This is a genomic window from Mesorhizobium sp. B2-8-3, assembly GCF_006440815.1.
GTDB lineage: Bacteria > Pseudomonadota > Alphaproteobacteria > Rhizobiales > Rhizobiaceae > Mesorhizobium.
The window spans coordinates 51,581-77,169 of sequence record NZ_VFTW01000027.1; the positions used below are offsets into that span (position 1 = coordinate 51,581).

Consider the following 25,589-nt stretch of genomic DNA (forward strand, 5'->3'; position numbering starts at 1 on the left):
ATGGTGACGCTCAACATCATGCGCTGGGGCGACCGCGGCGCGCCGAAGGCGATGGTGGCGCTGCACGGCATCACCGCCAATGCAGGCGCCATGACCGAGCCGGCGCGGATGCTTGCCGCACGCGGCTGGCAGGTGATCGTTCCCGACATGCGCGGCCACGGCGAAAGCGCGCGAGGCAATGGCGACTTCTCTTTCGACAGCCTGCTCTCCGATTTCGCCGCGAACCTGCCTGCCGCGCCGGATGTGCTGCTTGGCCATTCCTTCGGCGGCACGCTGGCGCAGCTTGGCGTGTTACGCGGCCTGTTCCGGCCGAAGGCGATGCTTCTGGAAGACCCGGTCTCGCATTTTGCCGACAAGGCGACACCGAAGGGCATGCTGGACTGGGACGAAGCAAATCTGCCCCACGACATCGAGGGGCTGCTGAAACTCAATCCCGGCTGGTCGCGGCGGGACGCCGCCTGGAAAGTCGTGTCGCTCGAGCAGATATCGTTCGATGACGCGCGTTCAGCCTTCGCCGGCAACGCGCCCTGGGACCTGCGGGATGAGGCGGCGCGCCTGGCCCGGATGCTGCCGACGGTTTGGGTCCTGCCGGAAATGAGCCGGTTTGTCCCGCCCGACGACACCGCGCGCCTGCGGGCAGAGGTCGGCGAGCGGTCTGTCGTCGTGATGCCCAATGTCGGCCATAGTATCCATCGCGACGCCACGCAGGCATTCGTCGAGATAGTCGAGAAACTGGGAGCCGGCATTTGGTTCGACCGCTGAACGACGGGCACGATTTCGTGTTCCAACTGGGAGGGCATGCGCCGCGGCTTTCCGTCAGGCCCGGCGAGCAATTCACGGTGTTCACCGAGGACTGCTTTTCCGGCAAGCTGACGAGCGTCGACGGCAAGCCGCGCGAGGTGGCGCCCTATCCGAAAGTCAACCCGCTGGTCGGTCCGATCGCCGTCGAAGACATCAGGGCCGGCGATATCATGGCGATCCGCCTGCATCGCCTGGAGCCCGCTCGCGACTGGGGTGTGGCGACGATTTCGCCGAATTTCGGCTTCCTGTCGGGAACCCGCGCCTCGCCCAACTTGCAGCAGGAGCAGGACGAGCGGGTGTGGATATGGCGCCTCTCGCCGGATCGAACGCAGTTGACCACACGGACCTCCTCCGGCCGCACGCTGCGCGCCGGCTACCGGCCTTTCCACGGCACGTTGGGCGTCGCGCCCGCTCATGGCGAGGTTCGCCTCGGCGTCGTTCCCGGCGACTTCGGCGGCAATTTCGACATCCCGGACCTGACGGAAGGCGCGACGCTCTACCTGCGGGCGAATGTCGATGGCGGGCACATCTATATCGGTGACGGCCATTACGCGCAGGGCGATGGCGAGATCGCGGGCACCGCGGTCGAGGGCGCCTTCTTCACTTCCCTGTCCGCCGAGAAGGCGATGCCGGATGAGAGCTTCGACTGGCCGCGCCTGGAGACTGAAAGCCATATCGGCGTCATCGGCTGCGCGCGGCCGCTGGACGACGCCGCCCGCATCGCGGTCGCCGGGCTGGTGCGCTGGGTGGCGCAACGGACAGGCCTGGACACGATGGACGCGCATCAACTGGTCAGCCAGACCTGCAGCCTGCGCATCGGCAATGTCGTGAATCCCGCCTTCACGGCGCTTTGTTCCGTGCCCAAGGCGGTTCTGTCGCCATAGAGCGTTCCATCAAACGCTGAATCGCCCGGGCGGAATGGGACTCCGCCCGCATGATACGCCAGGTGACGTCCGGCCGGCTGGACGCGACGCTGGCAATTGCCCATGGTCGGTCGACCAGCCGGAATCGCGCCATGGACGTCGCCGTCTTCATTCTCGTCGTGCTCGCCTTCGTAACGGTTTCCGGTGCGCTGGTGCGGCTGGTGCGCGTGCCGCTGCCGGTGCTGCAGATCGCGATCGGCGCCGCCCTGGCCTGGCCGGCACGCGGCCTGCATGTCGAGATCGATCCGGAGCTTTTCCTCCTGGTGTTCATTCCGCCGCTTCTGTTCGGCGATGCGTTCTCGGCGCCGAAGCGCGAACTGATCGCGCTGCGCAGCCCGATCCTCGACCTCGCCATCGGGCTCGTCTTCTTCACCATCGTCGGCTTCGGTTACGCCTTGCACTGGCTGGTGCCGAGCATCCCGCTGGTGGTCGCCTTCGCTCTGGCCGCCGTGCTGTCGCCGACCGATGCGGTCGCCGTGTCCTCGATCGTCGACCGCAATGTCGTCCCGGCGCGGCTGATGCACATATTGGAAGGCGAATCCCTGCTCAACGACGCCTCGGGTCTGGTGATGTTCCGCTTCACGGTCGCGGCGGCGCTGACCGGCAGCTTTTCGTTCGCCGCGGCATCCCTGAGCTTCCTCTTGGCTGTGGCGATCGGCATTCTCGCCGGCATCGCGGCGCTGTTCATCGCCGCGAAGTCGTTGCAAGTGCTCAGTCGCATCACCAGCACACCGGCCGAGGCGCAGGTGCTGGTCATGGTGCTGTTGCCCTTCGTCGCCTATCTGATCGCCGAGCATTTGAACGCGTCGGGCGTTCTGGCGGCTGTCACCGCCGGCCTGTTGACCGGATATTCCGGCATCGTCCGCCACATGGCGGTCTCGGCGCGCATCCAGACGATCTCGCTCTGGTCGATGCTGATCTTCATGTTCAACGGCTCGCTGTTCATCCTGCTTGGCCTGCAACTGCCCGACATCATCCGCAAGGTGCCGCCGGAACTGACGGACCGGCATTGGCTGTTCGAGCCGGCATTGACCGTGCTGTTGCTCACGCTCTGCCTGATCGGGCTGCGCTATGTCTGGATCTGGATCGGCGACGTGGGCGCCGTGCTTGCCGCGCGGCTCGGCAAGCGCAAAGCCGAACCCTTTGGCTTTCGCGTCAGGCTTGCCGGTTCGATCGCCGGCGTGCGCGGCGCCGTCACCCTGGCGGGCATCCTGTCCCTGCCGCTTACCTTGCAAGACGGCTCGCCCTTTCCGGCCCGCGACCTCGTGATCTTCCTCGCCGCCGGCGTCATCATATGCTCGCTGGCGATTGCGAGCCTTACCCTGCCTACGGTCGCGCGCGGTCTCGTCGAACCCGGCGAGCATCCAGGTGCGGCCGAAGAGCGCCGGGCCCGCGTCGGCGCCGCCAACGCGGCCATCGCCAGGATCGAAGGCCTCGCCAGCGACGGCAATGAAGGGGAGGCGGCGGACATGAAGCTTGCCATCGCCGAGAGCGTCGCATCCATCTACCGGCGGCGCATCTCGCTCTCCGACGGCGCCGACGAAGCGCGCGCCGAGGCCCGCGAATCCGGGCGGATCGAGTTCGGATTCAGGCTTGCCGGCATCGAGGCCGAGCGGGCCGAACTGCAGGCGATGCTTCGCCGAGGCGACATCAATGACCATACGGCGCGCAAGCTGTTCACCGAGATCACCTTCTCGGAAGCGATCCTCAAGGGCCGCGAACCGCGGGATTAGAACTGGACGGGTTTGTCTTGGCGCAAACCGGCCAGCAAATTTCGCGCCGCAAACGTGGCGGCTCGGAAACAACTGTGTTAATGCGCGGCGACCTCGCAGACCTCCGGCCCCAAGGGAAAGCAAGCCATGTCAAACGCAGCGGCAGCCTCCAGCAAATTCGAATCCTTCTTCGAGACCACGCTTGCCGACGCCGATCCGGAAATCTTCGGCGCCATCCGCAACGAGCTTGGCCGCCAGCGCCACGAGATCGAGCTGATCGCGTCGGAAAACATCGTTTCGCGCGCCGTGCTCGAAGCTCAGGGCTCGATCATGACCAACAAATATGCCGAGGGTTATCCGGGCAAGCGCTACTATGGCGGCTGCCAGTTCGTCGACGTGGCCGAGGAACTGGCCATCGAGCGCGCGAAAAAGCTCTTTGGCTGTAATTTCGCCAACGTTCAGCCGAACTCGGGCAGCCAGATGAACCAGGCCGTGTTCCTGGCGCTGCTGCAGCCCGGCGACACCTTCATGGGCCTCGACCTGAATTCGGGCGGGCATCTCACCCACGGCTCTCCGGTCAACATGAGCGGCAAGTGGTTCAAGGTCGTCTCCTATGGCGTGCGCAAGGAAGACCATTTGCTCGACATGGACGCGATCGAGAAGACCGCGCATGAGACCAAGCCGAAGCTGATCCTGGCCGGCGGCACCGCCTATTCGCGCATCTGGGACTGGAAGCGTTTCCGCGAGATCGCCGATTCGATCGGCGCCTATCTGATGGTCGACATGGCGCATATCGCCGGCCTCGTCGCCGGCGGCGTGCATCCGTCGCCGTTGCCTCATGCCCATGTCGTGACCACGACGACCCACAAATCGCTGCGCGGTCCGCGCGGCGGCATGATCCTGTGCAACGACGAGGACATCGCCAAGAAGATGAATTCGGCGGTGTTTCCGGGCTTGCAGGGCGGCCCGCTGATGCATGTCATCGCCGCCAAGGCGGTGGCGCTCGGCGAGGCGCTGAAGCCGAGCTTCAAGGCCTATGCCGAAAGCATCGTGGCCAATGCCAAGGCGCTGGCGTCCAGCCTGCAGGAGACGGGCCTCGATATCGTCTCCGGCGGTACCGACAACCATTTGATGCTGGTCGACCTTCGGCCGAAGAACGCCACCGGCAAGCGCGCGGAAGCCGCCCTCGGCCGCGCCAACATCACCTGCAACAAGAACGGCATCCCGTTCGATCCGGAAAAGCCGTTCGTGACGTCGGGCGTACGCCTCGGCACGCCGGCCGGCACCACGCGCGGCTTCGGCCAGGCCGAATTCCGCGAGATCGGCAAGCTGATCGCCGAGGTGCTGGACGGGCTGAAGGTGGCGAATTCCGACGACGGCAATGCGGCCGTCGAGGCCGCCGTCAAAGCCAAGGTCACGGCGTTGACCGACCGCTTCCCGCTTTACCCCTATCTCGGCTGATTCACGCTCGGTTGCCCTCCGTCGGTTGACCCCGCGACATACGTCATCTTTTATCCTTGCGCTTCGCGCCGCTCCTTGATCGGGCGGCGCGGCTTACCGGAGACCTGATGATGCGCACTTTCCGTCTTGCCACCCTGGCCGTGTCCGGCTCGCTGGCCGTTTTCGCCCTGTCCGGCGCGGTTGCGCAGGAGCAGGCGCAGCCCGGCTCCGACATGCCGGCCACCAATACCTTCGGCAAGTGGACCACCATCATCGATACGCTCGATACCGGGCAGGATGCGCACAAGACCTGCGCCGCCTCGACTGCATTCGTCGACGGCGACGGCAATGCCGGTTCCCTGACGCTGTCGATCTCGACCGGCGATGCGCTGCCGCCGGACGCGTATCCGGCCATCATGTTCATCATCGACAACGGCAACCTGCCGACCGGCGACAAGATCGCCGCGACCTTCGGCGATCCTGGCGTGAAGGTCGCTGCGACCGTGACCTCCAACGGCGCCGCCGGTGGTCGTCCCAGCTGGATGGTCGACAACCAGGCCAAGACCAGCCTCGCCCTGCTGCGCGCCATGCGCAAGGTCACCTCGCTCGATGTCACCTTCGGCAAACAGAAGGTCACCAGCATCCCGATGGACGGCTTCACCAAGGCCTATCGCAACCTAGGCGCATCCTGCGGGTTTCCGACCAAGGATGTTGCGCCCTGACGCCTGTCGGCCAGCGGGGTGGGGCGCTGGCAATCTTGCTTATGCCTCGCTATCTCTGAGGCATGAAAGGCTCTAAGCCTTTCGCCCACAGAATCGCGAACCCAAGGCTCTCCATGCGCTGTCCCTATTGCCAGTCCGAAGATACGCAGGTGAAGGATTCGCGTCCCGCCGAGGACGGCGCGGCGATCCGCAGGCGGCGGGTGTGCCCCGATTGCGGCGGCCGTTTCACGACTTTCGAGCGCGTCCAACTGCGCGACCTTGTCGTCGTCAAGAAGTCCGGCCGCAAGGTGCCTTTCGACCGTGACAAGCTGCTGCGCTCCGTCGAGATCGCCGTGCGCAAGCGCAATGTCGACCCCGAGCGCATCGACCGCGCGGTCACCGGCATCGTGCGCCAGCTCGAAAGCTCCGGCGAAACCGAGGTTGCTTCGGGCGAAGTCGGCCGGCTGGTCATGGATGCGCTGAAATCGCTGGATGACGTCGCCTATGTCCGCTTCGCCTCGGTCTATCGCAATTTCCGCGAGGCCAAGGATTTTCACGAGCTGCTGGGCGAACTGAAGGGCGACGAGGAAAAGACCGAAGAGGACGCTGGCTGATCATGGCGGGGCAGCGACTGGACGAGGCCGCGCAGGCGGCCCTTGATCGCCGTTTCATGGCCGCGGCCATCAGGTTGTCGCGCCGCAATGCCGGCCGCACCTCGACCAACCCTTCCGTCGGCACCATCATCGTGCGCGACGACGGCGCCGGCCCGATGATCGTCGGTACCGGCGTGACGGCCGTCGGCGGCCGCCCGCATGCCGAGACCGAAGCGCTGGCCGAGGCCGGCGAACTCGCGCGTGGTGCTACGGCTTACGTGACTTTGGAGCCTTGCGCCCACCACGGCCGCACGCCGCCGTGCGCCAACGCGCTGGTCAATGCCGGCATCGCGCGCGTCGTCGGCGCGGCGAGCGATCCCGATCCGCGCGTCTCCGGCAAGGGCTACGCCATCCTGCGCGCCGCCGGCGTCGAGGTGATGGAGAAAGTGCTGGCCGCCGAGGCCGCCGAGCAGATGGCCGGCTATCTGACTCGTTCTCTAAAAAAACGCCCGGAAGTAACTCTGAAGCTTGCGCTTTCGAGTGACGGCAAGATCGGCCGCAAAGGCGCGGGCCAGGTCGCCATCACCGGCGAGATCGCGCGGCGCGATGTCTATCTGATGCGCGCCGAGTCCGACGCCATCCTGGTCGGCATCGGCACCGCTCTCGAGGACGACCCGGCGCTGACCGTGCGCCTTCCGGGACTGGAGAACCGCTCGCCGGCGCGCATCATCCTCGATCGGCAGATCCGGCTGCCGGAGACATCCAAGCTGATATCCGGCGTCGACCGCGTGCCGCTCTATATCGCCGCCTGTCTGGAAGCCGACCCGCACCGGCGGGCGGCGCTCGAACGCGCGGGCGTGCGCTTCATCGGCACCGAAACCCACAATGGCGTGGTCGCCTTGCCGGAATTGCTGGAAGACCTTGCCGCGCTTGGCATGGCAAGCGTTTTGGTCGAAGGCGGCGCCAAGGTAGCCAAGGCCTTCCTCGAGGAAGACCTTGTCGACCGCATCGTCCTGTTCCAGGGACCTGAGGCGATCGGCAAAGACGGTATTGCATCGCCTATCGACGCCGACCATATCCCGGCAGGTTTTCGCAAGCTGCGTGATATGCGCTTCGGCGAAGACAGTTACGCCGAGTGGGTAAGACCATGATCCCAAAAAGTGGAAACCGATTTTTGGGTTAGATCATGGTCAAAATGAAAGACGCTCTCTGATGTTTACTGGGATTGTGACTGACGTTGGCATTGTCGCTACCGTGAAGCCGCTGGCCGAAGGCGTTGGGCTGCGCATAGACACCACCTATGATCCCGAAACCATCGCCATCGGCGCCTCCATCTCCTGCGGCGGCGTTTGCCTGACGGTCACGGCGCTCCCCGAAACTGGTTCCAACGCGCGCTGGTTCGAGGTCGAGGCCTGGGAGGAGGCGCTGAGGCTCACCACGGCATCCAGCTGGAAATCAGGCACCAGGATCAATCTCGAACGGGCGCTGAAGATCGGCGACGAGCTCGGCGGCCACATCGTTTCCGGCCATGTCGACGGCACGGCCGAGATCGTCGAGCGCAAGGAGGAGGGCGATGCCGTGCGCTTCACGCTGGAAGCGCCGCGGCATCTGGCGAAGTTCATCGCGCCGAAAGGGTCGGTCGCGCTCGACGGCACCTCGCTCACCGTCAACAAGGTCGAAGGCACCCGCTTCGACGTGCTGCTCATCCATCATTCGCTGAGCGTCACCACCTGGGGCCAACGCCAGGCCGGCGACCGCGTCAATCTCGAGATCGACACCATGGCCCGCTATGCCGCGCGCCTGGCGGAGGCGGCGAAAGAGGGGCTTTGACTAAAAGCAAGTCGTGAGGCCGCGCCGTTCAACACTGCGTCCCGCTTCACTTCTGCTCGCGCCCCTCGTAAGCTTTTCACCTGTCCGGAGGGGAAAGCCATGACCAACCCGTCGCAACAAGTCATGAGGCTGGGTTTCGGATTTGCCGTGTCACAGGCGCTGCGCGTCGTCATCGAACTCGGCATTCCCGATCTTCTGGCTTCCGGCGAGCAGTCAGTTGAAGATTTGGCGGCCGCCACGAAGACGGATGCGGAATCGCTCTATCGCGTCATGCGGCTTCTGGCGCCGGAGGGGGTCTTCACTGAAGTTCGCCCTCGTCATTTTACCTTGATGGAGGTGGGCGCGGCGCTTCGTTCCGATCGACCCGGACCACGCGACTTCATCCGGATGGTCAACAGCGAGGCCTATCTTGCGTTCGAGCAGCTTCTGCATTCCGTCCGCACCGGAAAGCCGGCCTTCAACAAGGTGTTCGGAAGTCCGAGATTCGATTGGCTTTCGGCCCACCCGGAACAGGCTGCCCTGTTTCAGCGAGCTATGATTGCCCAGGGCCAAGGGAGCAACGAGGCGGTCGCCGACGCCTATGATTTCAGCCGATATACGCGGGTCGTCGATGTCGGCGGCGGGCATGGACAGCTTCTCTCGGCCATCCTTGCCCGCAATCCCCATTTGAGCGGGGTTCTTCTCGATCTCGCCTCCGGAGTGGCGGCGGCGCGCCAGGAGGCCGGGAGCGATCCGTCGCGCACCGACTTCGTCGTCGGCGACTTCTTCGACAGCGTCCCCGTCGGCGACGTCTATGTAATCAAGAAGGTGATCCACGATTGGGACGATGAACGCGCGGAGTTGATCTTGCGCCATTGCCGCGAGGCTATGCAAACGCATGGCAGGGTGCTTGTGGCCGAGACGCTCGTCCCTGCGGGCGACGAACCAGCCCAGATCAAGGCCATCGATGTGGTCATGCTCGCGGTTACCGGCGGCCTTGAGCGGACCGAGGCGCAATACGCCAGGCTGTTCGAGGCGGCAGGGCTGAAGCTCGAGCGAGTGATCGACACCACCGCGCCGATCTCGATCCTTGAGGCTTCGCCTGCCTAGCCAAACAAAGTACCGAAACATCGCGCTGCCCCGGGATCTGAATCCTTCGAGAGATACAGCGTTGGTGTCGGTCCGCCAATCTTCCGCTTGCGATAAACCTGGCTTCGGCCTAAGTCACCGGCAACCCCCCGGAGACTTTTATGGCAGGCACATCCCAACACGGCAAAGCGTTCATTCGCCCGAAGGCGAAAGCGCATCTGCTCATTGTCGAAGCGCGCTTTCACGACGATCTCGCCGACGCGCTGCTCGAAGGTGCAACCGGCGCGCTCGACGAGGCTGGCGCCACCTATGACGTCGTCACGGTTCCTGGCTCGCTCGAAATACCTGCTGTCATCACCTTCGCGCTCGATGGCGCGGCCGAAGGCGGCACGCATTACGACGGTTTTGTCGCACTAGGAACCGTCGTCCGCGGCGACACCTACCATTTCGACATCGTCGCCAATGAATCGAGCCGCGCGCTCATGGACCTTTCGGTGCAGGAGGCGATCGCGATCGGCAATGGCATTCTGACCACAGAAAACGACGCGCAGGCATGGGCGCGTGCGCGAAAGACGGAAGGCGACAAGGGCGGCTTCGCCGCGCGCGCGGCGCTGACCATGATCGCGCTCAAAGAGAAATTCGGAGCCCAATCGTGACCGAGCCCGCCTCGACCGGAGCGGTACGCCACGCCAACAAGCGCGGCGCCGCCCGTCTTGCCGCCGTCCAGGCGCTCTATCAGATGGATGTGGCCGGCAGCGGCGTCTTCGAGATCACGGCCGAATACGAGACCTTCCGCCTCGGCAAGGAAGTCGATGGCGCGCTCTATCGCGAGGCCGACGCGCAATGGTTCCGCGCCATCCTGACCGGCGTCGTCGAGAACCAGAAGACCATCGACCCCGTCATCCGCCAGGCACTGACCGAGGACTGGCCGCTGTCGCGGCTGGATTCGACGCTGCGCGCCATTCTGCGCGCCGGCGTCTATGAACTGATGAAGCGCGAGGATGTGCCGGTGGCCGTCATCGTCTCCGAATATGTCGACATCGCCAAGGCGTTCTACGAGGAGGACGAGCCGAAGCTGGTCAACGCCGTTCTTGATCGCGTCTCGCGCCGGGTTCGCGGCGAGGGGCGTGGCAAGGACGCTTCGTGACAACTGCAACGGCCGGGGTCGCCGAGGGCGGCAGGGAAGGGCGTCGCACCGCGGTGCTGCTCGCCGCCGCGCAGGCGATCGTCGGTTCGGCCGCGCCGATCGCCATTTCGCTCGGCGCGCTGGCCGGACAATATCTGCTCGGTCCCGACAAATCCCTGGCCACCGCGCCGGTCACCGGCTTCAACATCGGCGTGGCGCTCGGCGCCTTGCCGGCTGCCGCCATCATCCGCAGCCTCGGCCATCGCGGCGGCTTCATGATCGGCACCATAGTCACCGCGCTCGGCGGCCTGGTCGCGGCGCTCGCGCTCTATCAGGCGAGCTTCTGGCTGTTCGCCTTCGGCCTCTGCGTCATCGGTGTCGGCGGCGCCTTCGTCCAGCAGTTCCGTTTCGCCGCCGCCGACAACGCGCCACCCGAATTCAAGGCGCGCGCCATCTCCTTCGTGCTGGCGGGCGGCATCATCACCGCCATCCTCGGGCCGCAGATCGTCATCTACACACGCGAATTGCTCGCCCCAGTGATGTTTGCCGGGTCCTTCATCTCGATCCTGCCCTTGGCTGCGGCCGGCGCGCTCATCCTGTCGTTCCTGCGGGTTTCCTCGCGGACCGACGCCGTCTCTGAAACCGCTGCAAGCGACGCCCGCCCGCTGATCGAAATCGTCACCCAGCCGCGTTTCGTCGCTGCGTTGTTCTGCACCGTCGGCAGCTACGCGCTGATGAGCTTCGTCATGACCGGCGCGCCGCTCGCCATGGTCGGCTGCGGCCTGTCGGAAGACAATGCGACGCTTGGCATTTCCTGGCATGTCATGGCGATGTTCGGGCCGAGCTTCTTCACCGGTTCGCTGATCCACCGCTTCGGCGCCGAACGCATCGTCGCGACTGGTCTTATCCTGCTGATCGGCTGCGGCGCCGTGGCGCTTTCCGGCCTGGCGCTGTGGCAGTTCTGGACGGCACTGATCCTGCTTGGCCTCGGCTGGAATTTTGGTTTCATCGGCGCGACCGCCATGGTCGCGGCCAGCTACCGGCCCTCCGAGAAGAGCAAGGTCCAGGGTTTCCATGATTTTGTCCTGTTCGGCTCCGTCGCCTTTGCCTCGCTGATGTCGGGCGCGATCTACAACGCCTGGGGCTGGACCATGCTGAACTGGATCGTTTTCCCGGTCGTAGTGCTTTGCTTCCTGGCGCTTGGCACGCTCAAGCTCCAGGGCTTGCGTGCCGCCAACTGACATTACGCTGTCGGGACCGGGCCGGGCACCGGCCTCGCGCGGGGAACAAAAATATTGCGCTGATCCCCCTACTTATGAAACCGTGTACCCCGACTGGCCGTTATAGCCGTGCTGATATGCGGCCACCGGATCCTCGGTTCATAGCAAGGGATTTTCACAATGTTTTCAATAGGAAAGCTCGCCGTAGCTGCCATCGCGCTCGGCCTTGCCACCGCCTCGGCCAACGCCCAGGTGGTCGTCTCCTCGAAGATCGACACGGAAGGCGGGGTGCTGGGCAACATCATCCAACTCGTGCTCAACGCCAACAACATCAAGACGACGGACCGTATCCAGCTCGGCGCGACGCCGGTGGTGCGCAAGGCGATCACCGCCGGCGAGATCGACATCTATCCCGAATATACCGGCAATGCCGCCTTCTTCTTCCAGAAGGCCGATGATCCGGTCTGGAAGGATGCCGCCAAGGCTTACGAAACCGCCAAGAAGCTGGACTACGACGCCAACAAGATCGTCTGGCTGTCGCCGTCGCCCGCCAACAACACCTGGGCGATCGCGCTGCGCAAGGAAGTGGCCGACGGGAACAAGCTCGTCACGCTTTCGGACTTCGGCAAATACGTCGCGGGCGGCGGCAAGGTGGTGCTCGCGGCTTCGGCCGAGTTCGTCAATTCGGCCGCAGCGCTTCCGGCCTTCCAGACGACCTATGGCTTCACGCTGAAGCCCGATCAGTTGATCACTCTCTCCGGCGGCGACACTGCGGCGACCATCGCAGCCGCCGCCAACCAGACCAACGGCGCCAACGCCGCCATGGTCTATGGCACTGATGGCGGCATCCAGCCCTCCGGCCTCGTCGTGCTCGAGGACGACAAGGGCGTGCAGCCGGTCTACCAGCCGGCGCCGATCATCCGCGAAGAGGTCTTGAAGCAGCACCCGGAAATCGAGGCGCTGCTGAAGCCGGTCTTCGCCAAGCTCGATCTCGTCACGCTGCAGGAGCTCAACGGCCGCGTGCAACTGGGCGGCGAGCCCGCCAAGGGCGTGGCGGAGGACTTTTTGAAGAAGAACGGGTTCTTGAAGTAGATCGCGGCATAATAAGTGCGGGCTGGAGAGGTGCGGTTGGCGGAACTGCTGATCTCCCCCCTTGCGGGGGAGATGTCCGGCAGGACGGAGGGGGGTGCTGTCCCGCCGACCTTTCAACCTATCGAAGGAAAGTCCTTCGGCGGGTTTACCTTTGAACGAGCTCGTATTCCAAGGTTCCTTCACACCCCCCTCTGGCCTGCCGGCCATCTCCCCCGCAAGGGGGGAGATCGGTTCTCCCGCCGGCTTTCGCCGACCGCCAAGGCCGCAAGGGGAAGGCCATGACCCTGCGTTTCGACAAGCTCGGCGTGGTCATCGCCGCGATCGTCGCCTACGCCGCTTTCCTGGCCCCCTTTGCCACGTTCCGCGCCAACCGCATCGTACCCGGGCAGGCGCGTTCGATCCTCGAGTCGTTGCCGCCCACGCTTGGCATGCTGTTGCTGGCGATAGTGATCGCGGCCGCCATCGTCGCCTTGCTCAGGACGCCGCTCGTGCTCAGACTGGCGGCCAGCATCGCCGCGCTCGCCGCACTCGCCGTCCTCATCGGTGTCGCGGGCGGTTTCCTGACACCGGCCGGCAACACGTTCGCCCGCATCGCCCCGGCGTCCGGTTTCTGGCTGCTGATCTTTGCCTTCACTCTGCTCCTCGCCGATGTGCTGACCAGGCTGAACCTTTCGCCCTGGTCACGCGTCGGCGTGCTCGTGCTTGCAGCGCTTGCCATCGCCGTGCTGCTCGTCTCGGGAAGCTGGGACAGCCTTTCCATCCTCAAGGAATATGCCGGCCGCGCCGACAGTTTCTGGGCCGAAGCCTCCAAGCACGTCACGCTGGCGCTTGGCTCGCTGGCTGGCGCGGTGATCGTCGGCATACCGCTCGGCATCTTTTGCCATCGCGTCGAGAAACTGCGGGCAGGCGTGCTGAATGTGCTCAACATCATCCAGACTATTCCGTCGATCGCGCTCTTCGGCCTGCTGATCGCTCCGCTCGGCTGGGTTGCCGTGCACGTGCCAGGCGCCGCCGCCATCGGCATCAGGGGCATCGGCACCGCGCCGGCCTTTGTCGCGCTCTTCCTCTATTCCTTGCTGCCGGTGGTGGCCAACACCGTGGTTGGGCTGGCTGGTGTACCCCGCGCGGCCAATGACGCCGCGCGCGGCATGGGTATGACCGACCGCCAGCGCCTGTTCGATGTCGAGTTCCCGCTCGCCTTTCCGGTGATCCTGACCGGTATTCGTATCGTGCTGGTGCAGAATATCGGCCTCGCCACGATCGCAGCGCTGATCGGCGGCGGCGGCTTCGGCGTATTTGTTTTCCAGGGCGTCGGCCAGACGGCGATGGACCTCGTGCTGCTCGGCGCGCTGCCCACCGTGGTGCTGGCCTTTGCCGCGGCCATTATCCTCGACGCGGTCATCGAAATGGCCGCCACCAGGCGCAGGGCAGTTGAAACGGCATGATCGAGATCGAAGGCATCACCAAGCGCTATGACCAAACGACGGTGGTCGACAATGTTTCGATGATCATCGAACCCCGAACCATCGCCACCATTGTCGGCACGTCGGGATCCGGCAAGACCACGCTGCTCAGGATGATCAACCGGCTGGTCGAGCCGACCTCCGGGGTCATCAAGCTCGACGGTGCCGACAACCGCTCGGTGCCTGGCTATCAGCTGCGCCGCAGCATCGGCTATGCCATCCAGGGTCATGGCCTGTTTCCGCATCGCACGGTGGCGCAGAACATCGCCACTGTGCCTTTGCTGCTCGGCTGGGACAGGGATCGCATCAAGGCGCGTGTCGACGAGTTGATGACACTCTACCAGCTCGACCCCCAGGCCTATGGACCGCGCTATCCGCACGAGCTTTCCGGCGGTCAGCAGCAGCGCGTCGGCGTCGCCCGCGCTTTGGCCGCCGAGCCCAACGTGCTTTTGATGGACGAGCCCTTCGGCGCGCTCGACCCGATCATCCGCACCAAGGCGCAAGAGGATCTGCTGGCGATCCAGAAGCGTTTCGGCACCACCATCATCCTCGTCACCCACGACATGGAAGAGGCTGTGCATTTGGGCGACAAGATCGCCGTCATGGATGCCGGCAAGCTGGTGCAATACGCCAAGCCGGCAGAAATCCTGGCGAGGCCCGCAAGCGATTTCGTCGAGACACTGGTCGGCGCCAGCGAAAGGCCGTTCCGGCTGCTGTCGCTGGGGCCGGTGCGCGATGCCGTGGAGCCGGGCGGCGCCGAAGGCGAGGCGATCCCAGGCGAGGCCACGCAGCGCGACGCGCTGGCCGAGCTGTTGTGGTCGGGCCGCCCCGCGCTGCCGGTGAAGGGCGCCGACGGCAAGCTCATTGGCCGCGTCACCATCGAATGCTTGGTGAAGCGCGCGGCGAGGCCGCAATGAAAGCCTGGCTGCCCGCGCTGCTGAGGCTGGCCGTTCTGGTGGTGCTGGTGGTCTTCATCACCAGCCCCAACTGGTTCGAGCCGCTGCTGAAGCCCCTGACCGAGAATGGCGCGCCGGCAATCTACAACCAGGGCAGCCTGCTGACGCTCACCTTGCAGCATCTGCGGATCGTCCTGGTCGCGACGGTGGCCGCGACGATCGTCGCGGTGGCGCTCGCCATCCTGGTCACCAGGCCGGCCGGCGCCGAGTTCCTGCCCTTGTCGCGCAGCCTGGTCAATATCGGCCAGACCTTTCCGCCGGTTGCCGTGCTGGCGCTTGCCGTGCCGGCCGTCGGTTTCGGCGAAAAGCCGACGCTGATCGCGCTCTTCCTCTACGGATTGCTGCCGATCTTCGAGAACGCGCTGACGGCGCTCACCACGTTGCCCGGCAACGTCATGGAAGCGGCGCGTGGGGCCGGCATGACCGGCTGGCAAAGGCTGATGAAGGTCGAGCTGCCGCTGAGCGCCCCAGTGATCCTCGGCGGCATCCGGCTCTCGGTCGTCATCAGCCTCGCCACCGCGACCATCGGATCGACCGTTGCCGCCAAGACCCTTGGCGAGGTGATCATCGCCGGCCTGATCTCGAACAACCTTGCCTTCGTGCTGCAGGGCGGCCTGATCGTCGCGGCGCTTGCCGTGCTGATCTATGACGGCCTGTCGGCGGTCGAACGCTACGCCGCGCGACGCATAGGGCAGGGGGCGGAATAACGCTACGTCTGAGGATTGGCGAATGTGCCCCAGCGTCATTTCAATCGATCTAATTCCAAGCTTGCGCTGGCACAACAATTCCTGCCCTCTTCTTTTGGGCGAAAGCCGGGCAAAAACCGAACAATATCTTGACGTTCCAAGCCCTGTTTCGCATACACCCCAGCCAAGGGGTGGAATCCGTGCGCGGCATCCATCTCCGTTCCAACGGCCCAGGGAGGGGTTCTTTTGGGCCAACAATCGAGGAAAATCCGGCAATGACCATCATTACCGCCGTCATCGCCTGCGGCTTGCTGTCAGTTCTGTACGCCATCTGGGCGACACGTTCGGTCCTTGCGTCCGATCAGGGCAATCAGCGCATGCAGGAAATCTCCGCCGCCATCCGCGAAGGCGCCCAGGCCTATCTGGCGCGCCAGTACACGACCATCGCGGTCGTCGGTATCGTCGTTCTCCTGCTTGCCTGGTGGCTGCTTTCGATCACCGCCGCTATCGGCTTCCTGATCGGCGCGGTGCTCTCGGGTGCCGCCGGCTTCATCGGCATGCATGTCTCGGTGCGCGCCAATGTGCGGACTGCGCAAGCCGCTTCGAACAGCCTTGCTGCCGGCCTCGACATCGCCTTCAAGTCGGGCGCCATCACCGGCATGCTGGTGGCGGGTCTGGCGCTGCTCGGCGTCTCGATCTACTACGCCATATTGACTGGCCCGATGGGCCTGCAGCCGAATGACCGCGTCGTCATCGACTCGCTGGTTTCGCTCGGCTTCGGCGCTTCGCTGATCTCGATCTTCGCCCGTCTCGGCGGCGGCATCTTCACCAAGGGTGCGGACGTCGGCGGCGACCTCGTCGGCAAGGTCGAGGCCGGCATTCCGGAAGACGATCCGCGCAACCCGGCCACCATCGCCGACAACGTCGGCGACAATGTCGGCGACTGCGCCGGCATGGCCGCCGACCTGTTCGAAACCTATGCGGTGACCGTCGTCGCCACCATGGTGCTCGCCGCCATCTTCTTCGGCGGCACGGCCGCGCTGGGCGCGTCGATGCTCTATCCGCTCGCCATCTGCGGCGCCTGCATCCTGACCTCTATCGTCGGCACCTTCTTCGTCAAGCTTGGCTCGAACGGCTCGATCATGGGCGCCCTCTACAAGGGCCTGATCGTCACCGGGCTCTTGTCGATCGTCGGTCTCGCCATCGCCACTTCGGCCACCGTCGGCTGGGGCGAGGTCGGCAATGTCGCCGGCATCGCCATCACCGGCAAGAACCTGTTCATCTGTGGCCTCATCGGCCTCCTGGTGACCGGCCTCATCGTGGTGATCACCGAATACTACACTGGTACCAACAAGCGCCCGGTGAACTCGATCGCCCAGGCTTCCGTGACCGGCCACGGCACCAACGTCATCCAGGGCCTCGCGGTCTCGCTGGAATCGACCGCGCTGCCTGCCATCGTCATCGTCGGCGGCATCATCGCCACCTACCAGCTCGGCGGCCTCTTCGGCACCGCGATCGCCGTCACCACCATGCTCGGCCTTGCCGGCATGATCGTGGCGCTCGACGCCTTCGGCCCTGTTACCGACAATGCCGGCGGCATTGCCGAAATGGCCGGCCTGCCCAAGGAGGTGCGCCACTCCACCGACGCGCTCGACGCTGTCGGCAACACCACCAAGGCAGTCACCAAGGGCTATGCCATCGGCTCCGCCGGCCTCGGCGCGCTGGTGCTGTTCGCGGCCTATTCGAACGACCTGAAATTCTTTGCCGCCAATGGCGACAAGTATGCTTACTTCCAGGGCATGGGCGAGGTCTCCTTCGACCTCTCCAATCCGTATGTCGTCGCCGGCCTGATCTTCGGCGGCCTGATCCCCTACCTCTTCGGCGGCATCGCGATGACCGCCGTCGGTCGCGCCGCGGGCTCCATCGTCGAGGAAGTGCGCAAGCAGTTCCGCGAGGACAAGGGCATCATGGCCGGCACCTCGAAGCCGAACTATGCGCGCGCCGTCGACATCCTGACCAGGGCGGCGATCCGGGAAATGATCATCCCGTCGCTGCTGCCCGTGCTGGCGCCGCTCGTCGTCTATTTCGGCGTGCTGCTGATCTCGGGCTCCAAGGCCTCGGCCTTCGCGGCGCTCGGCGCCTCACTGCTCGGCGTCATCGTCAACGGCCTCTTCGTCGCCATCTCGATGACCTCCGGCGGCGGCGCCTGGGACAACGCCAAGAAGTCGTTCGAGGACGGCTTCACCGACAAGGACGGCGTCAAGCACCTGAAGGGCTCCGAGGCGCATAAGGCATCGGTCACCGGCGACACCGTCGGCGATCCCTACAAGGACACCGCCGGCCCGGCCGTCAACCCGGCGATCAAGATCACCAACATCGTCGCGCTGCTCCTGCTCGCCGTGCTCGCGCACGGCTGATCGCGGCGGCTATTCCATGACAAAGCCCGCGGGAGCGATCCTGCGGGCTTTGTTTTTCGGCATGACATCCTTCATGCTTTCCGCCCCGGGGGACACTCAACCGGCCTCTGGCCTTCTGTCATGGCGATAGCGGGCCAGCAACGCTTCGGCATCCGGTTCGCGTTCGGGCATTGGCGGTAAGCCGCGAGTCTGGCGCAGCATGGCAATGAACACGCCGTGGCGAAATTGGCGGCGGAAGGAACGCGCTCGCGGATGTATGCCGAGGGCAGCCAGCAGCCTGCGTTTGAGGTAGCGGAAGCGCTTGAGGGGAGCCGGTTCCTCGGCGTTGCCAAGAATCCTGACGCGCAACGCGTCTGGCGAACTCATCGCGTTCATCAGTTCTTCCTGCTCCTGCGCCGTATCACGCGCATAGCTGCCTTCGCGCTTGCCCGAATGCAGCATGAGCACGGTCAGATGCGGCATTGTCGCAATCACCGCACCGTTGCGCCATGCACGGAACAGCCAGTCCTGGGAACTCTCGCAGACGCACTGGCTGGCCGGGCGCCATGGTCCAAGCCTTGGCAGCGACGTTCTCCGGACCATTTGCGCGGAGCCGAAGCCGACTGTGGTGACCGGGTCATAGAAGCCGTGCCGCCCCGTCCCGAGGATCATATGCCTGGAACCTTTGCTCGCGGCCGACTCGATGACCGCACCCCGGGCGATCACCACATCGGCGCCGGTCGCGTCGATCCAGCCGCTCATGGACGTCAGATGGTCGGGAAACCATAGGTCGTCATGGTTCAATATGGCAACGAAACGGCCGCGTGCTCTGGCAAAGCCGATATTGTTAGGCCCCGACTGCTCGCCGAAGTTCACGGGAAGATCGATATAGGAGATGCGGGCGTCGCCGAAAGCGGCAACCGTTGTCGCGGTGTCCGGCCGGCACGCATCACCAATCACCATGGCTTCCCAGTCCTGCAGGGTCTGGCCAACGAGGCTCTTCAGCGTTTGATGCAGCACCGCCGGACGATTGTGCGTCGCTATCACGACCGAGACCAGCGGTTCGCTCGGTCCGATCGCCGCGCATTGACCGGCTTGTTCCACGCTACACCAGCTTGTAGGGGATCTGTTCGGTGTCCGGCGGCAGGCGCCAATGGTCGGGCGCGTCATAGGCGTAGGCCTTGTCGACGAGGTTGAGCACCAAAGCAGTCTCCGCTCCGAGCGCGACGACACCGTGCCAGACGCCGGGCGGAATGATGACGATAGCGGGCCTGACCGCTCCGACAATCTTGTGCCAAACCGTGCCGAATGTCGGCGAGGCCTTGCGACCGTCGAACAGCGAGATTCGAACGCTGCCCACCGAGCAAAAAAGCCGGTCGGTTGTGATGCCATGGGCATGCCATCCCGTCACCGCGCCGGGATAAAGCGTGCGCTGAAACACCTGTCCGACCGGAAGTCCGTCGAGATCCCATTCCTCGCGAAAAACCTCGGTGAGATAGCCGGTCGAAGTCGCGACAGGTCGGATTTCCTTGAGCGCGACGCCGTCGATTGTCGGCGCTTCGACGACAAGCCAGTCAGGTGTCACGGTTTGCCGGTCAGGCGTGCCTGTCGCCATCCAACCTTGCGGCACAGTACGATCGCTGTTGCTCATGACCGGTCCCAATCCCCAGCAAATTGATAGGGGGACGCCGGAATATAAGCAAGTATGCGTCTTGGCCGCACCTAAACAAAACCCGCCGGCGAGGCGGCGGGTTTGATTGTTCTGCAGGCCGTCGATAGACTTAAGGCGTACCGCCGCTGCCGCCGCCGGGGATGCCGGGCGCCAGCTTGCTGGCGCCGCTGATGATCTGGCTGAGGAAGTTCTGGTCCTTGCCGCCGGTCGGCGTCGTCCTCGAGATGAAGTCGAAGATCTTTCCATCCTTGAGGCCGTAGTTGGCGATCTGGGTGACGCGGCCGTCGGCGCCGAAATAGACCGCCAGCACATGCTGGTCGATGATGCGGGGGTTGTCGAAGGCGACATAGCGCTTGCGCGTTTGCGAGATGTAGTAGAAGGCCTCGTTGTCGAAGGTCGCCGTCGTCGATGGCGTGCCCAGCGCCAAAAGCACCTGCTCGCGGCTCGACCCGACCGGCACCGAATCGATCGCCTGCTGGTCGATGACGTAGCCTTTCGTCAGCGTTTCGCTCGGATGGAGATCGCCGAACATCTTGGACGAATTGCAGGCGGAAAGCGCTGACACCACTACCAGCAGCGAAGCCACGCCCAAGGGGGCGGGCGCAAAGAACGACTTGAATTTCAGCGCACCCAACAACAATTCTCCATCACATCCCCGCAACTTGCGCTGGGCCGCAAAACCGGTAAACCAGCTTGCATGCCGATGCAACAAGGCCAAATCAAACAACAGGTCCCCGGGAGACCACCCTCAATGTTCCAGCGCCTTTTTGGCCGCGAACGCAATGCCAACCGCGCTATCACCGACGCGCTCTACGCACGAATCGTGGCGGCGGCGCGGCAAGCGGTGTTTTATTCCGACTGGAATGTGCCCGATACGCCGCTCGGCCGCTTCGAGATGCTGTCGCTGCACATGTATCTCGTCCAACACCGGCTGCGTGGCGAGCAAGGTGTGGCCGCCGAAGTCGCGCAAGTGCTGATCGACGAGTTCTTCCTCGATGTCGAGCATTCGCTGCGCGAACTTGGCATCAGCGATGTCGGCGTGCCCAAGCGCATGAAGAAGCTGGCAAAGATGTTTTACGGCCGTACGGCCGCTTATGACGACGCGCTCAAGGAAGACGACCGGGTGGCGCTTGCGGCGGCGCTCGCCCGTAACGTCAGGCCGGACTCCGGCCCCTGGCCGCAGGCGCCGCTGCTGGCGGACTATGTCTGCGAGGCTAGCCAGAAGCTTGCCGCGCAGCCGACCGAATCGATCGTCGCCGGCATCGCCGCGTTCCCGGCCGCCGGGGCCGCGTGAAGGGGGCCGGGATGAAAGACGCCGAATTGCGCAGCCCTGTATCCTTTGTCGCCAATGTCGCGCGGCTGCCGCAAAAGGGCCTGCCTGTCCTGGTCGAGGCCGATAAGCGCCAGCGCGAGGCGCTTGCCGCCGAATACGAACTGCTTTCGGTCGAGAACTATCGCGCCGAACTGCTTGTGGCCTCCTGGAAGCGCAATGGCGTCAAGGTCACCGGTCGCGTCGAGGCCGACATCACGCAGGCCTGCATCGTCACGCTCGATCCGGTCACCGCGCATATCGACGAGCCCGTCGAGGCGCTGTTTCTGCCCGAGCAGTCGAAGCTTGGGCGCGAGGGTTTCGAGGGCGGCGGCGAGATGATCCTCGACGCCGGCGGACCGGACAGTCCGGAAACATTTTCCGGCGACACCATCGATGTCGGCGCGCTGGCCGAACAGTTTTTCGGCCTGGCGATCGACCCCTATCCGCGCAAGCCGGGAGCCTCGCTCGACGTCGCCGGCGACGATCAATCCGAAGAAAGCGAATTCCAGAAAAAGCTGCGGTCGCTGCTCGGAAAATCCTGAGAGTGGTACGGATTTTGGAAAAGTTGGTTGTGCCTAGGCGCAAAACCGCTATTTTCGCCGAACCTTCGCGAGCCCCCTTACCCTGGCAGGCGTCAGCCGCAAGCCAGGCAACCCGTGAGAAAAGCACTACGTGATCAGGATTTCCATCGATGCCATGGGCGGCGATCACGGACCGAGCGTGGTCATCCCGGCGCTGATGACGGTCGCCATCCGCCGCCCTGACATCCGCTTCGTCATCTATGGCCGCGAGGACGTGGTGCGTCCCGAACTCGCCAAGTTCCCGAAACTCGCCGAGATAAGCGAGTTCGTCCATTGCGAGATCGCGGTGCGCATGGACGATAAGCCGAGCCAGGCGCTGCGCCATGGCCGCTGGAAGTCGTCGATGTGGAAGGCCGTCGAAGCGGTCAAGAACGGCGGCGCGCAGGCCTGCATCTCGGCCGGCAACACCGGCGCGCTGATGGCGATGTCGAAATTCTGCCTGCGCACCATGGCCACCATCGACCGCCCGGCGATCGCGGCGCTCTGGCCGACGACGCGCGGCGAAAGCGTGGTGCTCGATGTCGGCGCCACCATCGGCGCGGATGCGCACCAGCTTATCGATTTCGCCATTCTGGGCACCGGCATGGCGCGCTCGGTGTTCGGCGTCGAGCGGCCGAGCGTCGGCCTGCTCAATGTCGGCGTCGAGGAGATCAAGGGCCAGGAAGAAGTCAAGGAAGCCGGCCGCATGCTGCGCGAGGCCAACATGGCCTCGATGAATTATCGCGGCTTCGTCGAGGGCGACGATATCGGCAAGGGCACGGTCGACGTGGTGGTTACCGAGGGTTTTGCCGGCAACATCGCGCTCAAGACCGCCGAGGGCACCGCAAGGCAGATCGCCGGCTATCTGCGCGCCGCCATGAGCCGCACGTTCATGGCCAAGATCGGCTATGTCTTCGCCAAGGGCGCCTTCGACAGGCTGCGCGAGAAGATGGATGTCGGGCGCTCCAACGGCGGCGTCTTCCTGGGATTGAACGGCATCGTGGTGAAGAGCCATGGCGGCGCCGATTCGGACGGCTTCGCGGCCGCCGTCGAACTCGGCTACGACATGGTGCGCAACAATCTGCTTGACCGGATCGAGGCCGACCTCGATCTGTTCCATGCGCGCAATCCGACCGCGCAGGCAAACAGGAAATCCGGCGTCGCCGACGCCGAGGAATAGGACAGAGCCTTGATCAGATCAGTCGTGCGCGGCAACGGTGCCGCGCTGCCCCGCCGCATCATGAAGAATGCCGACTTCGAAGGCATGGTCGAAACCTCGGACGAGTGGATCGTCCAGCGCACCGGCATTCGCCAACGCCACGTCGCGGCCGACGACGAGACGACAGCCTCGCTTGGCGAGGCGTCGGCGCGCGCGGCGCTGGACAGCGCCGGCATGACGCCCGCCGATATCGACCTCATCATCCTGGCGACCTCGACGCCCAACAACACGTTCCCGGCGACCGCTGTCGAAATCCAGAACCGGCTCGGCATGCATCATGGCTTTGCCTTCGATATGCAGGCCGTCTGCTCGGGCTTCGTTTATGCGGTCGCCACCGCCGACCTTTATATCCGGGGCGGCCTGGCCAAACGCGTCCTGGTGATCGGTTCGGAAACATTCTCGCGCATCCTCGACTGGAGCGACCGCTCGACCTGCGTGCTGTTCGGCGACGGCGCCGGCGCGCTGGTTCTGGAAGCGGCAGACGGAGCGGGCGCGATTACCGATCGCGGCGTGCTGGCGGCGAGCCTGCGTTCCGATGGCGTGCACAAGGACAAGCTCTTCGTCGACGGCGGTCCCTCTACCACGGGAACCGTCGGTCATCTGAGGATGGAAGGCCGTGAAGTGTTCAAGCATGCCGTCGGCATGATCACCGATGTCATCGAGGCGACCTTCGGCGGGGCCGGCATAACAGCCGAGGACCTCGACTGGTTCGTGCCGCATCAGGCCAATAAACGGATTATTGACGCTTCCGCCAAGAAGCTCGGGATTGCCGAGCAGAAAGTGGTGGTCACCGTCGATTTACACGGTAACACCTCGGCTGCCTCGGTGCCGCTCGCTTTGTCGGTGGCCGTCGCCGACGGCCGCATCAAGAAGGGCGACCTTGTGCTTCTCGAGGCGATGGGTGGAGGTTTCACCTGGGGCGCGGTATTGCTCCGCTGGTAAGTGCCGAACTCGCCGGTTCGGTTCTTGACCTTGCCGGATCAATTACTTAGGCTCTGCCTTTACCTGTATCGATTTACGTTTTTGCGAGCAGATGGGACGGTCGCATGGGGGGAAAGACACTTACGCGTGCCGACCTTGCTGAAGCCGTTTACCGGAAGGTTGGCTTGTCGCGAACTGAATCGGCGGAGCTCGTCGAGGCTGTCCTCGATGAGATCTGCGAGGCAATCGTCCGCGGCGAGACGGTGAAGCTGTCGTCCTTCGCCACCTTCCATGTCCGTTCCAAGAACGAGCGCATCGGCCGCAACCCCAAGACGGGCGAGGAAGTGCCGATCCTGCCGCGCCGGGTGATGACGTTCAAATCGTCGAACGTGCTCAAGAGCCGGATCCTGCGCTCGCATCAGAACAGCAAGGGCAAGGGCGGCAAATAGTTTGCTGGCGAATGCGGTTGAAAACCGTCGGCCATTTTGACGTCGGGCTTGAATATCGTTTCATAAATCGCTGAAATAAGGCACGATTCGGCATCATGAGCCGGATCGCGGTCCAGTGTGGAGGATTGGCCCATGGACAAGAGCCCCGACGCTTTCCGCACCATCAGCGAAGTCGCGGAAGATCTCGATCTGCCGCAGCATGTGCTGCGGTTCTGGGAGACGCGCTTCACCCAGATCAAGCCGATGAAGCGAGGCGGCGGCCGGCGCTACTACCGGCCGCAGGATGTCGAGCTGATCAAGGGCATCAGGCATATGCTCTACGATCAGGGCTATACGATCAAAGGCGTGCAGAAGCTGTTGCGCGAGAACGGCAACCATTTCCTGGTCGCCATCGGCAACGGCGACATGGCCGCCGTGGAGGCGATCGCCCAGCGCCGCCAGGCCGAGCAGGTGCCGCTGACGGCGGCCGCGCAGCCGCGCGGCGACGAAGACGCGCTGGTCGGCCAACCGAAGGTGAAGCCCAGCCGCCGTTTCTTCGGCCTCGGCAAGAGCGACGACGAAGGTCCGGTACAGCCAGACGCCTCGAAATTGTCGCGTGACAATCGCGCCTTGCTGCAGGAGGCGCTGTTCGACTTGCTGGAATGCAAGCGCCTGCTCGACCAGGTTCGTTGAACGGTCGTCATTCGACTTGATGCCGCGCGCTCGGCCTGCCGGAACTGGCTCTGCGTCCATGCGTTAGGCCTTCTCGAAGAGAAGGACAACAAGCATGGCACCGTTTTCGACCCTCTCCGACGTTGATATCGACAAGCAGGTCGCGGCGCTTTCGCGACAATTGCACGATCTCAAGAAGGTTTTGGCCAGGCGCGGCGACGCCTATTACGAGGATGGCCGCGAGGCGGCGTCCGACTATTATTCGCAACTTGCCGATCGCCTCCACGAGGCGCTGCCGGCAATAAGGCGCAGGGGCAGGGCTATTGAGCGTACGGCGCGAGATCATCCGGCGACGGCCGCCGCCGTCGGGCTGGTCGTGGTCGGATTGCTTGCCGGCCTTCTTATCAGCCGGCGCTGATCGATCGACGCGATATGAACAGAAATGGCGGCCGTCCTCGACGGCCGCCATTTCCGTGCCATTTGGCTACAGCGATCAGTTCGCGAGCTTGAGCCGCGTCTTCGGATCGACCTTCATGACCTGGCTGCACTTGCCGTAGACGGTGCCGTTCTTGTCGGTGGCATCGGTATAGGTGCCTTTGCAATCCAGCTGCAGCACCAGGCACGAGCCATGGCCCTTACAGACCGCGCCGCCGTCGCCGGTTGGATGGGTGCCGGCAAAGGCCGGAGCCGGGACCGAGCCGAAAGCCGAAAAGACGAGAGCCGCGGCGAGGCTGATACGCTTGAAGTTGGTCATTTGAGCATTTCCTTCCATTGGTTGTTGGGATCGCCGTCCTGGCG

Annotated in this window: 28 protein-coding genes; 24 read left to right on the forward strand and 4 right to left on the reverse strand. The window is 64.4% G+C overall.

Annotation, left to right across the window (positions count from 1 at the left end; genetic code table 11):
- The 17 genes from FJ418_RS27265 (at position 1) to FJ418_RS27345 (ending at position 18,028) form a co-directional block, all read left to right on the forward strand.
- On the forward strand, positions 1-762 hold the full coding sequence (locus FJ418_RS27265; RefSeq protein WP_140870994.1) for an alpha/beta fold hydrolase: 762 nt from the start codon (positions 1-3) through the stop codon (positions 760-762).
- Positions 747-1,685, forward strand: coding sequence for an acetamidase/formamidase family protein (locus FJ418_RS27270; protein ID WP_140870997.1), 939 nt, complete (start codon positions 747-749; stop codon positions 1,683-1,685). The genes FJ418_RS27265 and FJ418_RS27270 overlap by 16 nt, the downstream gene beginning before the upstream one ends.
- Before the next feature lie 131 nt (positions 1,686-1,816).
- Positions 1,817-3,457 (forward strand): Na+/H+ antiporter, encoded by a 1,641-nt coding sequence (locus tag FJ418_RS27275; RefSeq protein ID WP_140871000.1) that lies wholly within the window; start codon positions 1,817-1,819, stop codon positions 3,455-3,457.
- Positions 3,458-3,583: 126 nt separating this feature from the next.
- The gene (gene glyA, locus FJ418_RS27280; protein ID WP_140659091.1) at positions 3,584-4,897 is read left to right on the forward strand and encodes a serine hydroxymethyltransferase; all 1,314 of its coding nucleotides are present in this window, start codon (positions 3,584-3,586) and stop codon (positions 4,895-4,897) included.
- Between the two features lie 107 nt (positions 4,898-5,004).
- Positions 5,005-5,598: a hypothetical protein gene (locus FJ418_RS27285; RefSeq protein WP_246680707.1), complete on the forward strand. Its 594-nt coding sequence runs from the start codon at positions 5,005-5,007 to the stop codon at positions 5,596-5,598.
- A gap of 113 nt (positions 5,599-5,711) precedes the next feature.
- On the forward strand, positions 5,712-6,191 hold the full coding sequence (gene nrdR / locus FJ418_RS27290; RefSeq protein ID WP_027167964.1) for a transcriptional regulator NrdR: 480 nt from the start codon (positions 5,712-5,714) through the stop codon (positions 6,189-6,191).
- A gap of 2 nt (positions 6,192-6,193) precedes the next feature.
- Positions 6,194-7,321: a bifunctional diaminohydroxyphosphoribosylaminopyrimidine deaminase/5-amino-6-(5-phosphoribosylamino)uracil reductase RibD gene (gene ribD, locus FJ418_RS27295; RefSeq protein ID WP_181167106.1), complete on the forward strand. Its 1,128-nt coding sequence runs from the start codon at positions 6,194-6,196 to the stop codon at positions 7,319-7,321.
- A 61-nt stretch (positions 7,322-7,382) separates the two neighbouring features.
- The gene (locus FJ418_RS27300; RefSeq protein WP_140871003.1) at positions 7,383-8,000 is read left to right on the forward strand and encodes a riboflavin synthase; all 618 of its coding nucleotides are present in this window, start codon (positions 7,383-7,385) and stop codon (positions 7,998-8,000) included.
- 99 nt (positions 8,001-8,099) lie between these two features.
- Entirely contained in the window at positions 8,100-9,089 is a 990-nt protein-coding gene (locus FJ418_RS27305) for a methyltransferase (protein WP_140871005.1), read from the forward strand.
- Between the two features lie 140 nt (positions 9,090-9,229).
- The gene (ribH, locus tag FJ418_RS27310) at positions 9,230-9,724 is read left to right on the forward strand and encodes a 6,7-dimethyl-8-ribityllumazine synthase (protein ID WP_140641425.1); all 495 of its coding nucleotides are present in this window, start codon (positions 9,230-9,232) and stop codon (positions 9,722-9,724) included.
- Complete coding sequence (nusB, locus tag FJ418_RS27315) at positions 9,721-10,215, forward strand: transcription antitermination factor NusB (protein ID WP_140785261.1); 495 nt, start codon at positions 9,721-9,723, stop codon at positions 10,213-10,215. Before ribH ends, nusB begins: the two co-directional genes overlap by 4 nt.
- Positions 10,212-11,435 carry an MFS transporter gene (locus tag FJ418_RS27320; protein WP_140871010.1) on the forward strand — a complete coding sequence of 408 codons (1,224 nt, stop codon included), beginning with the start codon at positions 10,212-10,214 and terminating at the stop codon, positions 11,433-11,435. The genes nusB and FJ418_RS27320 overlap by 4 nt, the downstream gene beginning before the upstream one ends.
- A gap of 159 nt (positions 11,436-11,594) precedes the next feature.
- Positions 11,595-12,506, forward strand: coding sequence for an ABC transporter substrate-binding protein (locus FJ418_RS27325; protein WP_140871013.1), 912 nt, complete (start codon positions 11,595-11,597; stop codon positions 12,504-12,506).
- Between the two features lie 278 nt (positions 12,507-12,784).
- Complete coding sequence (locus tag FJ418_RS27330; RefSeq protein WP_140871016.1) at positions 12,785-13,951, forward strand: ABC transporter permease; 1,167 nt, start codon at positions 12,785-12,787, stop codon at positions 13,949-13,951.
- The gene (locus FJ418_RS27335; RefSeq protein WP_140641435.1) at positions 13,948-14,886 is read left to right on the forward strand and encodes an ABC transporter ATP-binding protein; all 939 of its coding nucleotides are present in this window, start codon (positions 13,948-13,950) and stop codon (positions 14,884-14,886) included. Before FJ418_RS27330 ends, FJ418_RS27335 begins: the two co-directional genes overlap by 4 nt.
- Positions 14,883-15,632 carry an ABC transporter permease gene (locus FJ418_RS27340; RefSeq protein ID WP_140871018.1) on the forward strand — a complete coding sequence of 250 codons (750 nt, stop codon included), beginning with the start codon at positions 14,883-14,885 and terminating at the stop codon, positions 15,630-15,632. Before FJ418_RS27335 ends, FJ418_RS27340 begins: the two co-directional genes overlap by 4 nt.
- A 254-nt stretch (positions 15,633-15,886) precedes the next feature.
- Positions 15,887-18,028: a sodium-translocating pyrophosphatase gene (locus FJ418_RS27345; RefSeq protein WP_140871021.1), complete on the forward strand. Its 2,142-nt coding sequence runs from the start codon at positions 15,887-15,889 to the stop codon at positions 18,026-18,028.
- A gap of 96 nt (positions 18,029-18,124) precedes the next feature.
- On the opposite strand, the gene FJ418_RS27350 is transcribed toward FJ418_RS27345, so the two are convergent.
- The 3 genes from FJ418_RS27350 to FJ418_RS27360 form a co-directional block, all read right to left on the reverse strand.
- Complete coding sequence (locus FJ418_RS27350) at positions 18,125-19,111, reverse strand: glycosyltransferase family 2 protein (RefSeq protein ID WP_140871024.1); 987 nt, start codon at positions 19,109-19,111, stop codon at positions 18,125-18,127.
- 1 nt (position 19,112) lies between these two features.
- On the reverse strand, positions 19,113-19,658 hold the full coding sequence (locus tag FJ418_RS27355) for a dTDP-4-dehydrorhamnose 3,5-epimerase family protein (protein WP_246683232.1): 546 nt from the start codon (positions 19,656-19,658) through the stop codon (positions 19,113-19,115).
- 130 nt (positions 19,659-19,788) lie between these two features.
- Complete coding sequence (locus tag FJ418_RS27360; protein WP_140641443.1) at positions 19,789-20,313, reverse strand: outer membrane protein assembly factor BamE; 525 nt, start codon at positions 20,311-20,313, stop codon at positions 19,789-19,791.
- Positions 20,314-20,430: 117 nt separating this feature from the next.
- On the opposite strand from FJ418_RS27360, the gene FJ418_RS27365 reads away from it, so the two are divergent.
- The 7 genes from FJ418_RS27365 to FJ418_RS27395 all read left to right on the forward strand — a co-directional run bounded on the left by FJ418_RS27365 (position 20,431) and on the right by FJ418_RS27395 (position 25,209).
- Entirely contained in the window at positions 20,431-20,973 is a 543-nt protein-coding gene (locus FJ418_RS27365; RefSeq protein WP_140871027.1) for a ubiquinol-cytochrome C chaperone family protein, read from the forward strand.
- Between the two features lie 11 nt (positions 20,974-20,984).
- Positions 20,985-21,533: a DUF177 domain-containing protein gene (locus tag FJ418_RS27370; RefSeq protein ID WP_140871030.1), complete on the forward strand. Its 549-nt coding sequence runs from the start codon at positions 20,985-20,987 to the stop codon at positions 21,531-21,533.
- 130 nt (positions 21,534-21,663) lie between these two features.
- A complete protein-coding gene (gene plsX, locus FJ418_RS27375; protein ID WP_140871033.1) occupies positions 21,664-22,731 on the forward strand; it encodes a phosphate acyltransferase PlsX in 1,068 nt (355 codons plus the stop codon).
- A gap of 9 nt (positions 22,732-22,740) precedes the next feature.
- On the forward strand, positions 22,741-23,712 hold the full coding sequence (locus FJ418_RS27380; RefSeq protein ID WP_140871036.1) for a beta-ketoacyl-ACP synthase III: 972 nt from the start codon (positions 22,741-22,743) through the stop codon (positions 23,710-23,712).
- Between the two features lie 104 nt (positions 23,713-23,816).
- A complete protein-coding gene (locus FJ418_RS27385) occupies positions 23,817-24,140 on the forward strand; it encodes an integration host factor subunit alpha (RefSeq protein ID WP_023815657.1) in 324 nt (107 codons plus the stop codon).
- Positions 24,141-24,272: 132 nt separating this feature from the next.
- Positions 24,273-24,812: a MerR family transcriptional regulator gene (locus FJ418_RS27390; RefSeq protein ID WP_042640150.1), complete on the forward strand. Its 540-nt coding sequence runs from the start codon at positions 24,273-24,275 to the stop codon at positions 24,810-24,812.
- Between the two features lie 94 nt (positions 24,813-24,906).
- Positions 24,907-25,209, forward strand: coding sequence for a DUF883 family protein (locus tag FJ418_RS27395; protein WP_140658588.1), 303 nt, complete (start codon positions 24,907-24,909; stop codon positions 25,207-25,209).
- 75 nt (positions 25,210-25,284) lie between these two features.
- Here the strand turns inward: FJ418_RS27395 and FJ418_RS27400 are convergent, their stop codons facing one another.
- Positions 25,285-25,545, reverse strand: coding sequence for a hypothetical protein (locus FJ418_RS27400; protein WP_140707523.1), 261 nt, complete (start codon positions 25,543-25,545; stop codon positions 25,285-25,287).
- Positions 25,546-25,589 lie beyond the last annotated feature (44 nt).